This window comes from Pseudotabrizicola sediminis, from assembly GCF_004745575.1.
Taxonomy (GTDB): domain Bacteria; phylum Pseudomonadota; class Alphaproteobacteria; order Rhodobacterales; family Rhodobacteraceae; genus Pseudotabrizicola; species Pseudotabrizicola sediminis.
Map to the genome: position 1 here is coordinate 38,688 of NZ_RPEM01000016.1, position 13,716 is coordinate 52,403.

Sequence of the window (13,716 nt, forward strand, 5' to 3'; positions counted from 1 at the left end):
GTCAGCCCTGCCCGCCTGCCTCGGCCGCAGCGATCAGCCGGGCGGCAAGGCGGCCGTAAGCCTCGGCCACCGGGCCTTCGCCTGCCGCAATCGGTTTGCCCGCATCACCAGCCAGCCGCACGTCGATGGACAAAGGAAGCTCTGCCAGCAGCGGCAAGCCCAGTTTCACAGCCTTGGCCGCAACACCACCATGGCCGAAGATATGTTCCTCATGGCCACAGTTGCGGCAGACATAGGTGGACATGTTCTCGATCAAGCCGATCACCTCGGTCTTGAGTTCCTTGAAGGCGGTCAGCGCCTTTTGAGCATCGATCAGCGCCACGTCCTGCGGCGTGGACACGACAATCGCGCCCGTGACGTCGAAGTGGGTGCAAAGCGTCAGTTGCACATCCCCGGTGCCCGGCGGCATATCGACGATCAGCACGTCCAGATCGCCCCAGCGCACCTGCATCAGAAGCTGTTGCAGCGCACCCATCAGCATCGGCCCGCGCCAGATCACCGCCTGTCCCTCGGGCAGCATGTTGCCGATCGACATGAAGCTGATCCCATGCGCCTGCAGCGGGATGATCACCTTGCCATCAGGCGAGGCCGGGGCGCGGGTGACGCCCAGCATGGTCGGCACGCTGGGGCCATAAATATCGGCATCCAGCAAGCCCACCTTCCAGCCCTGCCGCGCCATCGCCACGGCAAGGTTCGACGAGACAGTGGATTTGCCTACACCCCCCTTGCCCGACCCGATTGCAAGGAGACGCTTGACGCCGGGAATGCGCCGCTGCTGCGGTGCGCCTTCGGGGTGGCGACCGATGGTCAGGTTCGGGGGGGCTTTCGGCGCGGCATGGGCGGTGACGGCGATGTTGACTGAAGTGATCCCCGGCAGCGCACGCAAGGCGCACTCGGCCGATTCCACAACCGGGGCCAGAGCCTGCGCCTCGGCCGCGTCGGCGGCCTCGATCACAAAGGTGACGGTGCCCTGCGTGACAGCCAGCGCCCGCACCCGGTCAGCCGAGATCAGGTTTCCGCCTTCAGGCAGGGCAATGCCGGTCAGACAGGCGCGGATAGCGTCAAGCGCGGGGGGTGTATCGGTCATGTCATATCCTTCAGAATCTTAGGAAGTCGATGTGCGCGCCTGCATCCAGCCGGTCTGCATCGGCGGGGATCAGGGCCAGGCCATCGGCACTGGCCAGAAGGGCGATGCGCGCGGCGAAGTTCGGCGCCATAAGTTCCGCCACCGGCAGGCCATCGGGGCCAGCGGGCCGCAGGCTGGCAGGGCGAAATTCGGCGCGTCCCGGGCGGCGGATCAGCGGGGCTGACAGGCGCGCGGTCTGGAATACCGGCAGGGGATCGGTGATGCCCGCGAGTTTGCGCAGCAGAGGCGCACCCAGCATCAACCAGGTGACAAAGGCCGCAACCGGGTTGCCCGGCAGGCCGACATAGATCGCCCCGCCCAGTGTGCCGATCCCAACCGGCTTGCCCGGCTTGATCGCCACCCTGAGGGCCTGAACCGATCCGCCACCTTCGCGCAGCAGGCGCGGCATGTGGTCCTCGTCGCCATCGGCCATGCCACCGGTGGAAATGACCAGATCGGCTGTCCGCGACGCATGGTTCAGCGCCGCGGCAAGTCGGGCGGGGTTGTCAGGCACGGCACCCAGATCGACAAGCTCGACCCAAGGCAAGGCCAGAGCCGCAGTCAGCAGATAGCGGTTGGCGTTCCAGATCTGGCCCGGAGCCAGCACCTCGCCCGGCTCGCGCAGTTCGGACCCCGAACACAGCAGCGCCACGCGCACACGGCGGCGTAGGGTGACCTCGGACTGCCCGGTCGCGGCCAGAACGCCCAGCTCACGCGGCCCCAGTTCGCGCCCCGCGGGCAAAACCTCGCCGCCCAGCACCAGATCCTCGCCTGCGCGGCGGATGTTGATGCCGGGCGCGGGCAGATCGTCCAACACGATGGCCGCGCCCTGACGCCGCACATGCTCCTGCATGATTACGGCATCGGCACCCGCAGGGATTGGGGCACCGGTCAAGATGCGCAATGCGGCACCACGGGGCAAGGTGCCAGCGGTATCGCCCGCAGCAATCCGCCCCGCCACAGACAGGGTCCAAGGGCCCTGGCCAGTCAGCCCGGATGTGGCCAGTACAAAGCCATCCATCGCCGAATTGTCAAAAAGCGGCAGCGCCACGGGCGAGGCGCAGGGCGTGGCCGTCACCCGCCCCACGGCCTGTGCAAGCGGTAAGGACACATCCCCGTCGACCGGTCCGGCCAGTGACAAGCCGATGGCGCGGGCCTCTTGCCAGCCCATCAGGGGCGTGGGCCCTGCGGTGGTGCAGTCGTTCAACGCGCTTGCCTCAAAAACCATCTTCTTCTCCTCCAGACCAGCGCGCCAAAGCCAAAGACCGCAATCAATACAGATCCTGACATCAGCCCTATCCATTCGGATCGATTGCGTTCCGGATGGCGTGCAGCAAGATGTTCTACGATCACGCCCCGCTCACCCGGTTCCAGAACGGCACCATTCAGCCACTCCATCCGCAAAACCGTTACCGTCCAGCCCGGCGCACCCAAAGCAGTGCTGTCGATCTGGCCCGCGTCATGGCAGGTCAGACACCTGGCTTCGACCAATCGTACGCCCAAAGGGCGGGTGGCACGTTCGGCCTCGATTCTTTCAGCTTCGGCCTGTGCCATCCGGCGTGCGCCTTCCTCGCGGGCGCGTTCCTCCTCGATCTCGGCGGCAAGACGGGCCCGCACCGCGGCGCGCTCAGCCTGCGTCAGGGCACCAGCCTCGGTCTGATAGGCATCCGCATTCGGTTCAGAAGCCGCGCCCAGTGGCATGAGCGCCAGCGCCGTGCCCAGAATGACCCCGCGTAGCACGAACCTAACTGCCGTTTGCGGGAACCGTCGTCGTAAATGCAGACCCGGCAGCGAGTGGCATGCAGTCTGCGCGGCCCTCGGACCGACAGCGCAGGGCGTCCGCCAGCGCTCGCGCGCGCGCGACCTCTGCAGATATCCGCGCCCGGTCCGAGGCCAAAACTTCAGGCACCAGCGGTTCGTCCGAGGCGCAAGACCAAGCAGAAGCCTGCCCCGCCACCAAAAGGGCGATCCCCAGAAGGAAGAAGGCTTCAGTGAACCGCTTCAACGCTCTCATCCCTCGCGCAGCGCGCGGCGAATACCGCGTCATCCCAGCCGTCATTCTGCGCCACATGATCCCAAGTCAGGCCATCGCGCTGCAACCTGAAGGCAATTTCAGCCAGATCCTCTGCCGTCAGTGCCCCGATTCCACGAGACGATCCGGTTGGCAGACTGGCCATGCCGGCCTTGATCTCAACCACCTCAGGGGCCGCGACTGACCCCTCGGCTGCCAGCCAGATAAGCCTGGCAAGATGGGCGTAGACCGCGTTGACGCCATGGTCGCGGCTGACAGTTTCCAGATCGCGCAGAAAGGGTGTGATCCAGCGACAGACGTAATCAGACAAGAATGCCTCGGCCTGTGCCAGATGGGCGCGCGCTTCGATGTCATCTCCTGCACGGCCTTTTTCGCCTGCTTTTTCAAACAGCAGCGCCAGGAATTCTGCCTGCACGCCGGGGGTATCGTTGAGGTCGCGGAAATGCTGGTGCCGCTCAAACCCGTGACGGGCGTAGGATTCGGACATGCCTGACTCGCTGTCGCCCATGATTCCGCCATCCAGATAAAAACCGGTGTTGATCATGACGGGGGTGGGAGGGGTCAGGAATAGAGCGGCGTAAAGCTTCTGTAGCTCCATCGGGTCACCGAGGGTGGCGGCGGAGCCGCGCAGATCAGCGATCTCGGCCCCAAGGTGCAGACCGATCTCATCTGCGATTGCCTCCAGATCATCGGGCAGCGCGTTTTGAAAGGCCTCCAGATAGTCTGTTCCGGTGGCAGGCGGAGCAAAAGCACGCGCCATGCACAACCAGAAATCCCGTTTCGAAAAGGCCAGCAGGGCGGTATCGCGATGCATCGTTGTTCTCCGTGGTCAGAGCCGGGGCGGGTTATCCGCCCCGGCGGGAGCGGTCAGGCCCGATCCTCGGCACCCAGTTTCCAGGCGCCGAAGGCATAGACTGTATTGGCAAGACCCACCGCCAGAACCAGAAGCGCCCATTCCCCGGTTGACGGGCTATAGCTGAGCAGTTCCGGCGCCCAGGTGCCTTTGAACATCGGCACCATCTGCCCACCGATGATGAACTCGTACCGGCTGATCAGCAGGCCGATCATCACCAGCGCAGCGGCAACGATCTGCATCATGCCATTAGAGCGCGTACCGGGCAGGACCATCAGCACGAAGGGTAGCGCGACACAGCCCCAGAGTGCGATGTGGAACAGGGGCTGCGCGGTCATGTAGCCCCAGACCTGCATCCCCTCGGCATTCGACCAAAGGCCGGTGATCGCGCGGCCTGCATGCAGGATGAAGTGCAGCGCGATGGCGATGGCGAACATCCGCGCCAGCGTGCCCTCGAACAGGGCGCGGGTATCAGGGCGCATGTTCGAGTGGTTGAAGCCGTTCTTCAGGTGGCTGAAGAACATCGTGAAGGCCAGCGCACCCACAAAGCTCTCGATCAAAAACACCACCGGGATTTCACCGCCGAACCAGACCGGGCGCATCGCCATCATCCCGTAGACCAAACCCGCCACCAGCGTGACCGCCAGTGCAAGCCCCCCCACGAGGATCATCAGTGGATTGCGCCCCGCGTCAGGCTTGTTGATCATCCCGAACAGGACAATCGCCAACGAGATTGCGTAGGCCCCGACCAGCAGCACCTTCCAGAAAAGGGGCGAGGCAAACTGCATGTTCAAAGGCGTGGCCCAGAGCGCGGTCAAGGGCGCGCCCAACTCCAGAAACAGCACCGCCACGCCGCCGACCAGGCCCGCCATGGCCAACCACAGCGCGCGGCGCGCAATGGGTGCAAATTCGGCCATCCCAAAAACATGCCAGAGCGACGCGACCATCGCCAACCCGGTCGATGTCAGCAGGAAATAGTCATAGGTGACGATTGCCATGCCCCAGTGAATGCCCGCATTGTTGGTGTTGAACTGCACTTTGCCGAATTCGAGTATTTCGGTCAGAGCATAGCCGCCACCAAGCGCAAGCAGTACAAGTGCTACGATCAGGTGCAGCAGGAAATGGGAACCCCGTCCTTGCGTATCGTGTCCGCTTGTCGGGGCCGTATCTGTCATCATTGCCATCGTTCATTCCCTCCCGTTCACGACCGGCGCGACCGGTTGCCCGGCACCGCCGGTGACCCGCCGCCCGACAGGTAATAGACCTGCGGTTTGTTGCCTGTTTCCTCTTTCAGCCGCACACCGCCCTTTTCAGCGATCAGCGCATTGACGTGGCTGTCGGGGTTGTCGAGATCACCGAAGAACCGCGATTTCGGGGCGCAGACGCGCACGCAGGCCGGGGTGAATTCCTTGGTTTCGGGGTTGTCCTCGTCCAGATCGGCGACGCCTGCGGGGGCCTGGCTAACCTTGTGGTAGCAGAAGGTGCATTTCGACACGACGCCCTTGGGCTGAATGCCGATCCCCTTGGAGGCGTCCTCGTATTCGTCCGGCATCTTGAAGGGCGGGTTCCAGGACCGCCGACCGCTGGCCGGAAACTCGGCCCTCACATCGGGTTCGACCGCCGGGGCCTCATCCATGTAGAAACGGACGCCATACGGACAGGCGACCATGCAGTATTTGCAGCCGATGCACTTGTTCCAATCCACCAGCACGATCCCGGTGCCTTCGTCCTTATAGGTCGCCTTGGTGGGGCAAACCGACACGCAGGACGGGTTCTCGCATTGCATGCAAGGCCGCGGCAGCCAGGACAGGTTCAGGTTCGGGTATTCCCCTTCCGAATAGAACAGCACATCCTGCCAGTTCTCGCCCGGAAGGCGGTTGTTTTCCATCGCGCAGGCCGTGGTGCAGGCCTGACAGCCGGTGCAGGTTTCAAGGTCAATGACCATTCCCCATTTGGGCATGTCGGTATTCCTCCCTTACGCCTTGGCCACTTGGACCTTGGTCGAATAATACATGGCCTGGCCGGTGATCCTGTCAGACTGGTTCACCGTCGCCTCACCGCAATGTTCTGTCGGCACCGCCTTGGACCAGCGACCCGATGCCCAGTGCCCATACTCCATGGGCAGGACGAGCGTATCGGGGCGCACACCCGCATAGACGCGGCAACGAGCCTCAATGGAACCCGCGTCGGAACTGATCCTGACCCGGTCGCCATCACTGATCCCGCGCGCCGAGGCTGTGACAGGATTGATCTCGACGAACGCCTCTCCACGCCCACCAACGGTGGGTTGCAAATGCGCAATGACCATCGGGATATTGTGCCCGCGCCCTTCGGCATGCAGCGCAACCTTCGGGGTGACAAAGTACAGGTCGCCCCCGCCCGGATGCACCGGCGGCTCCCAGATCGGGAACATCAAGTTGGCCGGATCACGCCCTGTCGCGCCAACGATCCAGTCGGAATTGGCCTCCAGTGCGGCTGAGCGGAACTCAAACTTGCCCGAGGGTGTCTTGAGCAGCTTCTGACCCACTTCCTCAGGAGTCATCTCACGGTTGTAGTCGGTGCCGTCCCATTCGAAGAACACGCCGTCCCGCTGCTGCCAGAAATAGGGCTTCTTGTACCAAACGCCCTTTTCCACCCAGCTTTCCCACGAGTTCACGCCATTGTCGCCGGGGTCAGTCTCGAACCCCTTGGCCAGATGGCGCAGCACGTTCTCGGCGCTGTCCAGCGCGCGGTAGTAATCGGCCATCGGGCCGTTCATCCGCTTGCCCAGTTCAATGATCACATCGCCGAAATACTTGGTGTCATAGATCGGCTTGATCGCGGGAACCCGCAGCTGGGTCAGGGGGTACCCCTCGAACGGATAGGTGGGGCTGTCCTGATACCGTTCCAGATAGGTGTGGTCGGGCAGGATGATATCGGCGTAATGCCCAGTTTCTGTGGGGAAGGGCGAGGTGTCGACGATGAACACATCCTTCATCGCCTCTTCCCAGACCTGCCCGTTGGGCGCGGTGAAGATTGCGTTGTTTTGGTAGAAGATCACCGTGTCCAGCTTGTAGGGATCGCCGGCCAAATGGTTCGGCCCGATCTCCTGCATCATGTTGCGCGCCAGCAGATAACCGTCGCTTGATCCCTTTTTGTCAACGCGCGGTTGGGTCTTCCAGTCGCCGTTGTTGGCCCAGTCATCCTTGAACTCATTGGCATCAGCGGGCATCGGGCCATAGCTGGGGCCCATCTGATAGGCCATGCCACCCTTGGCGAAGAGCGAGCCAACCAGCGCGTTCAACGAGTGGATCGCCATGCCGTTATAGATGCCGTTGGTGTGCGAATGTGCGCCACGTTCAAAAATCGCCATGGCGGGGCGGGTCGATCCGAATTCACGCGCTGTGGCGAGGATATCGCGGGCCGGAATATCGGTGATCTCGGATGCCCATTCGACTGTGCGGTCCTTCAACTCGATGTTCCACCAATCAACCAGACCCGTGACCCATTTCTCGACAAAGCCCTCGCCAGTGATCTCGGGTGACGTGGCCTCGCCGGTCTCCGCGTTGATAACGGGTTCCGGTGCCACGGCGGCGGTGACCGTCTGGCCAGCCACAAAGCGGTTCTGACGGTCGGCGAAGTCACCGACAAAGGATCTCTCCCACAGCCCTTCGGTCAGGATGACATGGGCGATGGCCAGCGCCAGCGCGCCGTCGGTGCCGGGCCGGATCAACAGGCCCCGGTCGGCGGCGGCCAGCGTGGTGTTGACATGCACATCGACTGCGGTGACCCGGGTCTTGGGGGTCTTGCGCCCGCGCATGTAGCCCCACATCTGCATGTTGTTGTTATAGGGACGGAAGGCTTCCAGAAAGCCCACACCGAACATCAGCAGGTAGTTGCAGTTGCGGTAATCATGCGAATTGTAGCTGGCGTTGCCATCTGTATAGCCCTTGGCGACGATCGAGCCGTCCGAGCACATCGAAGAATGCCCGATCGGCATGTTAGGCGAGCCATAAAGGCCGCCGAATGTACCCAGAAGCCCCGCGCACGACGCCCCCCAGCCCCGGCCATAAAGCATGGCAGCCCGGTGGCTTTCGCCCCGTTCGCGCAGACCGTTCAGGCGGTCGGCCACAGTCTGCAGCGCCTCGTCCCAGGTGACCGGTACGAAGCCGGGGTCTTCATTGCGGCCCTTGTTCGGGTTCGTCCGCTTCATTGGGCCGCGCCAGCGGTCGGGGTCATAAAGAACGTAGATGCCGAGCGGTCCCTTGGGGCACAGTTTGCCGTTCGAGATCGGGTGATCTGCGGTGCCATAGATGGCATGGACACGCCCGTCAGTCGTGTAGACATCGATCCCGCAGCGCGCTGGGCACTGGTGGCAGATGTTCTTGGTCACAACCGTGTTCGGGGTCTTTGCGGCTTGGGCCTCTGCACTTGTCGCTTCCAGACCCATGCCTGGCACGCCCAGCGATACCGTCGCGGCCAGCGCGCCGGTGGTGCCGGTCGTCGCCAGGAATTTCCGGCGGCTGATCCCGGTGTTTATTTCGTCCATCAGTGTCTCCTCCCTTACTCAGGTCGTTCTCGAACCTGCGCCGTCAGCCGGCGCGGCAGATTTCATGCGCCCCGTTGCACCGGAGCACGCCGCATCAGCCAATGGGCAAATGCGGCCAGTTCAGTATCCTTGCGGCAGGGATCGCAAACGCGCGCGCCCCGGACCGGGGCAAAGCGGGCGTCGCATTTCGGGCAGTCGGCCATCGGCCGTTCGATGAGGGCGACAGGGCCTTCGTAGGCCCCTTCCCCCTCTGGCGTGACGATCGCGCCAGCGACCACGCATGCACGACACCCCCGGCTGCCAAGGCAACGCGCAGCATCGAAGACCAGAACGTCGGACTGCGGCAGTGCGTGAAGCGACAGCGCCGCCGACGGGCAAAGGCCCGCGGCCAGTCGCATGTCTGCGGTCGCAGGAAGGTCCACGGCAGGGAAAAGCTGTGCCTCCAAGGGCTGCTCCCCACTTGCCAAGCGCAAGTAGTCAAGCCGAGCCGCCAGACGCGGCGGAGCGATCTGCCCCGGCAAATGTGCCAAGGCATCGGGTGCCGCAGTCTGGTCTAGTGTAACGGGCGCGGCAAACCGGGAAAACAATTGGCGACGCGACAGGCCTTTGGCGGCAGCGGCAGGAGCCTGCGGCGGCACCAACGCGCGTGCAGGGTCAAGCGGGGCCTCAACGATCAAGGGCCGGGCAGCAAGACCAAGCGACTCGGCCTCGGCACTGATCCGCGCCACAACATCCGCCCACGGGGCCGCAAAGCCAGAGACAGGGCAATCACCGCACCAGCCGTGATCCATCAGGTGCACATCTCCGCTGGCCAATGCCCTACGCAGGGTTTCTTCGGTCAGCCCACCAAGGCAAGAGACGACTTCTGCCCCCGCGACGCGCGCGCGAGCGGGAACACGGACACATTCGTACGCCGGGGCCGGGCTTGCCGACACGGTCGCGGACAGTGCACCGGTTGGGCAGACCGCAACGCACCGTCCGCAGGACGTGCAGCTGTCTGCGGCAACTTCGACCTGACGGGGTGTGACGCTGATCGCCGCAGTTGCGCAGACATCCGCGCAGGCGCGGCAGCTGCTGTCTGGGCGCTGCACGGCCAGACACGCACCGGCGTCAAGAAAGACCGGAACGTTTCTGTCAGGTTGTCTGTTGTACGCAAGAGTCACAGCAACTCCCTCGGCTGGGTCGAGGGGGCGTCAAAATGCAGCCCACCGCCTAGCTTGACGGGCAGTGTACGCCAATGCATGCCGCTCTCGGGGCGCTGTGGCGCTGTGCGGCCACTTGGATTCCTGCCAATAATTCAGGCATTTATAGCGGTGTTCGGTTTTCCTGACACGCCGCAGCGCAGAATGTTCGGATTTCCGAACACGGCGTTGCCGCCCAGCCTCAGCCGGAAAGTCCCAGCTTCTGCATCTTTTCCCACAGCGTCGTGCGCGACACTTGCAAGAGCTTGGCCGCCTCGCTGACCCCGCCACCCGTCCGCGCCAAGGCCCGCTCGATTTGGAACCGTTCTGCCTGTTCACGCGCCTCGGCCAGCGTGGAAAACTCACCCTCGCCTTCAGAGATCTTTTCGGGAAACAGCTCTGCCGGAAGGATCATGTCTCCGGTCGCAATCGCCATGGCGCGCGCCAGCCGCCCCCGCAATTCGCGACCGTTTCCCGGCCAGTCATGGCGCAGGGCAAGGTCTTCGGCGGGCAGGCTGATACCTTTCAAACTCTCGGCGCGGCGGGCGTTCATGCCGTCGAACAACCGTGCAAGCATCCAGCCAATGTCTTCTGGCCGTTGCCGCAATGGTGGAATGGTCAGGACCAGCATGTTCAAATGATAGAAAAGATCAGGGCGCAACACGGCCCGCAGACGCGGCTCGTCCGTGTCCGTGACCATGATCCGCGCGCCACGTGTCTGGCTGTCCCATATTGTCTGCACAAGACGCGCCTGAACCTGTGTGGCGGCATCTCCAATCCGTTCGATCACCAGAACGCCATCCTGAACCCGCTGCAAAGCGCCGTCCGCACCGAACAGCAGGTTTTCCTGTCCGGCCGCATCCGTGCGCGACAGGTCCACCGCCACAAACGGAGCCGCCCGACGGTCCGACAGACCATGGATGTGTCGCGCCGCCGCCTTCTTGCCGGTGCCGGTTTCGCCAAGGATCAACACCGGCCCATCTGACAGCGCGATTTGCACCATCTGGGTCTCCAGCGCGCGGGCTGCCTGCGATGGACCGAAAACGAGAGCCGACCCCACCGCCGAAACCGGCGAGATGATCTGCCCAAGTCGTGCCAGAAGAGCGGCCATGTCGAAGGGCTTGGTCAGATAGTCCGCCGCACCTGAGCGCAACAGCCGCACGGCCTGATCCGCTGTCGCTTGCCCGGTCATGAACAGGAATGGCGGCGGTGTGCCATGGTCACACAGACGCAGGAACAGGTCTTCGCCGGACCCATCGCCAAGACGAATGTCGCACAACACCACGTCAAACGGACGCAGCGGTGTTCTGAGGCCGCCAAGCGCACGGCCAAAGGTCTTGAACCAGGTAACACGCGCCCCTTCCAGCTCCAGCCGGTCGGTCAGCGATGCGCCCATGATTTCGTCGTCTTCGACGAGTGCGATGTTACGTCCCTGCAGCATGGCTTTATGTCTTTTCCTTGCCGCACGCTAGCACCACGATCACTTCCTGCAAACCGCTTGAAGATTGCCCGAGCGAGACGGTTCCACCAAGGCCAACGACAAGATCGCGCACCAGTCGCAGGCCAAGCCCACCCCCCGGCTCGATTGGGTCATCCGACAGAAGGCGCGGGCGCAGTTCACTGGGCAATCCGGTCCCGCTGTCCTTGATCACGATGGCAAGTCCAGGGTCCAAAGATTGCAAGATCAACCCGAACTCTCCGCCCTTGCCGGAGACCGCACTGGCGTTCAGCAGCAGATTCAACGCCACCTGCCGCACCGGCCCGGCGGGCAGAGCCACGAAAGTGGCAGGCGCCGCGGTGACATCCCAGATCAGGGTCTGGCCGAGCCGATCGGCTTCGGGCCGGATCAAGGCGTGCAAGTCCTCAAAATCCACCGTCTGCAACGGCACGTCCCCGCGCGCCTGCCGGTGCGTGTCCAACGTCACGCGCACGACATCGCGCAGATGCTTCAATCCGCGGTCCAGAAGATCGGCATTCCGGGCGACCACTTCGGGCCGGTCCGGAAAACTGCGTAACGTGTCGACAGCATTGAGCAGCCCCCCGAGCGGATTGTTCACCTCATGCGCCATCGTCCCGGCCAGCCGCCCAAGGCTGACGAACCGCTCACGATCAGCCAGCCGCCGCTCGGCAGCGTTTCGGTCCTCCACGGCGCGCAGCATGCGGTTGTAGCTTCGATATAGCCGGGCCGTTTCTGTATCACCGACCGGGATTTCAGGGGCCGGGATGGGTTGAGGGGCACCTCCGGGTATTCCCATCTGGTGAATCAATCGGGAAATCGGGCGCATTGCCCGAACGGCGATGGCATAGCCAGCCAGTGCCAGAACCAGCGTGGCAGCAATGTTACCCATGACCAACCAGGTCAAGGTTCGTTTCCGCTCTGCCACAAGCGCACCGACATCAAAGCCGACGACAACTTGGCCGAAACTTCTGCCTTCGCCCTCCACTACCCTTTTCAAAAGTATGCTGTCCTCGTTCAGCGGGTAATCGGGCGCATCCAACGGGATCGCTTCCGAAATCAGCTGCCTTCCGTCACTTCCGATACGGAACTGGGCAGGTTCGGTGGAGACTATGACCCGCCCGTATGGATCGACGAGGTGCGCTTGGATCGGGCGGAGACCCGTGCCGCGCTGGGTGATGCGGTCCAGAAGGTCAAAAAGCTCCCATGTGTCATCCCTGATCAGCATCGACATGGCCGAGGTGCGGATGCTGTCGAATTCCAGCTCAGCCATGGTTCGCAACTGACTGGCTTGCGTTGTGCTCAAGGCCCGCAACACGACCGCTGAGGCCGCCAGTCCGACCAATGACATCAAGACCGCAACCATCAGCGGCAGACGGAGTGTGAGAGGAATGGATGACAAACGCGAACCCATGCTATCCCCGTCGCGACAGGAGCTGAATCCGCAGCGCGATGCTGTCAAAATCTCCAGGTGCGGGTGGGGCAAAGCCCTCAAGGTGCAACGCTTGCAAGACGTTTCGCCCCGACGGGTGATCCTGCATCGCAAACAAGGCTTGGCGCAGTCGCTGGATCACAGGCGTTGATGCGAGTGCCCTTGGCACGCATATCGGCGGGAACCCGAACCATTCAGACGTCCAGATGACCCGTGTCTGGTTCGCCAGTTCCGGCTCTTCTTTCGCCAGTGCTTCCCAGACATAGCCGTCAACCGAGCCAGAGTCGGCGAGCTTGCGCGCGACAGCCACAGTCACGTTGCGGTGTCCGAAGGTGAAAAAGGTCTTGCTGAAAAACGTCTCGGGCTTCTGGCCGAGCCGCAGGAGTTCCGAGACGGTGACGAGATATCCCGAATTCGAGTCCGGATCGGAATAAGCATGAATGCCATCCCTCAGATCCTCGATCGCCCCGGCAACACTATCGGCAGGCACGATCAGGTAGGATTGATACCTCGTGTCACCGCGCCAAACGGGCATGGCGAGGGTTTCGAGTTCGTTTGCATGTTGAAGCAGCGGATAACCGCAAAGCCAGGCAACGTCGATGTCGCCAAGGATCAGCAGCGCAACAACCTCCTTGTAGGTCCGACGTTGGGTAAACTGAACCTCAGCCCCGGTGGCTGCCCGAAGGTAGCTGCGGAACTGGTCAAGAATCTGTGCATCGTTGTCGAGGAACACCGGCGTCAGACCAAATCTGATTACTGGCGGTGCCTGCGCAAGTGCAGGCATCGCAGAAGTGCCGCAGGCTGCAAGGCCGAGGGAGAGTGTCTTGCGTCTTGTCAGTTCCAACTAATCTCTCTCGCGATTCCAGTAAGCGCGTCAGGCGCACAAGCGCAAAGTGCGTCAATTAACAGCTTCGGTCGAGTCTGTTGGCACCGACTGCCTGTAAACCAGTTGCACCACAGGTCATGAGCGGTGCTGGGGCCGGTGTCAGTTCGGCGGTGAACACGTTACACCCTGTGTTTCGGCTCGGGGTTCGACCCCACCATTGGCGTCCAACGATGACCCCACCCGGCGTTGTTGCGCAACTCAAGCTTGAAGCGTGACTGGCCC

At 63.0% G+C, this 13,716-nt stretch carries 11 protein-coding genes and 1 pseudogene; all 12 read right to left on the reverse strand.

What is annotated here, in order from left to right:
- Window position 1 precedes the first annotated feature (1 nt).
- Window positions 2–1,087, reverse strand: coding sequence for an Mrp/NBP35 family ATP-binding protein (locus tag EEB11_RS17430; RefSeq protein ID WP_135433564.1), 1,086 nt, complete (start codon window positions 1,085–1,087; stop codon window positions 2–4).
- A gap of 10 nt (window positions 1,088–1,097) precedes the next feature.
- Window positions 1,098–2,354 carry a molybdopterin molybdotransferase MoeA gene (locus tag EEB11_RS17435; RefSeq protein WP_167852791.1) on the reverse strand — a complete coding sequence of 419 codons (1,257 nt, stop codon included), beginning with the start codon at window positions 2,352–2,354 and terminating at the stop codon, window positions 1,098–1,100.
- Complete coding sequence (locus EEB11_RS19665) at window positions 2,330–2,866, reverse strand: hypothetical protein (protein ID WP_167852792.1); 537 nt, start codon at window positions 2,864–2,866, stop codon at window positions 2,330–2,332. Before EEB11_RS19665 ends, EEB11_RS17435 begins: the two co-directional genes overlap by 25 nt.
- A gap of 248 nt (window positions 2,867–3,114) precedes the next feature.
- The gene (locus tag EEB11_RS17445; protein ID WP_135433570.1) at window positions 3,115–3,972 is read right to left on the reverse strand and encodes a TorD/DmsD family molecular chaperone; all 858 of its coding nucleotides are present in this window, start codon (window positions 3,970–3,972) and stop codon (window positions 3,115–3,117) included.
- 53 nt (window positions 3,973–4,025) lie between these two features.
- Window positions 4,026–5,195, reverse strand: coding sequence for an NrfD/PsrC family molybdoenzyme membrane anchor subunit (gene nrfD, locus EEB11_RS17450; protein ID WP_135433572.1), 1,170 nt, complete (start codon window positions 5,193–5,195; stop codon window positions 4,026–4,028).
- A gap of 17 nt (window positions 5,196–5,212) precedes the next feature.
- Complete coding sequence (locus EEB11_RS17455; protein ID WP_210134451.1) at window positions 5,213–5,971, reverse strand: 4Fe-4S dicluster domain-containing protein; 759 nt, start codon at window positions 5,969–5,971, stop codon at window positions 5,213–5,215.
- Window positions 5,972–5,986: 15 nt separating this feature from the next.
- Entirely contained in the window at window positions 5,987–8,539 is a 2,553-nt protein-coding gene (locus tag EEB11_RS17460) for a molybdopterin-dependent oxidoreductase (protein WP_135433574.1), read from the reverse strand.
- Between the two features lie 62 nt (window positions 8,540–8,601).
- Window positions 8,602–9,474, reverse strand: a complete 873-nt coding sequence (locus EEB11_RS17465) for a hypothetical protein (protein WP_245298976.1) — start codon at window positions 9,472–9,474, stop codon at window positions 8,602–8,604.
- Between the two features lie 12 nt (window positions 9,475–9,486).
- A pseudogene (locus EEB11_RS20385) lies at window positions 9,487–9,702 on the reverse strand (4Fe-4S dicluster domain-containing protein); the annotation flags it as partial.
- 220 nt (window positions 9,703–9,922) lie between these two features.
- Window positions 9,923–11,161: a sigma-54-dependent transcriptional regulator gene (locus tag EEB11_RS17470; RefSeq protein WP_135433578.1), complete on the reverse strand. Its 1,239-nt coding sequence runs from the start codon at window positions 11,159–11,161 to the stop codon at window positions 9,923–9,925.
- A 4-nt stretch (window positions 11,162–11,165) separates the two neighbouring features.
- Window positions 11,166–12,671, reverse strand: coding sequence for a sensor histidine kinase (locus EEB11_RS17475; protein ID WP_210134452.1), 1,506 nt, complete (start codon window positions 12,669–12,671; stop codon window positions 11,166–11,168).
- On the reverse strand, window positions 12,592–13,392 hold the full coding sequence (locus EEB11_RS17480) for a substrate-binding domain-containing protein (RefSeq protein WP_135433583.1): 801 nt from the start codon (window positions 13,390–13,392) through the stop codon (window positions 12,592–12,594). The genes EEB11_RS17475 and EEB11_RS17480 overlap by 80 nt, the downstream gene beginning before the upstream one ends.
- Window positions 13,393–13,716 lie beyond the last annotated feature (324 nt).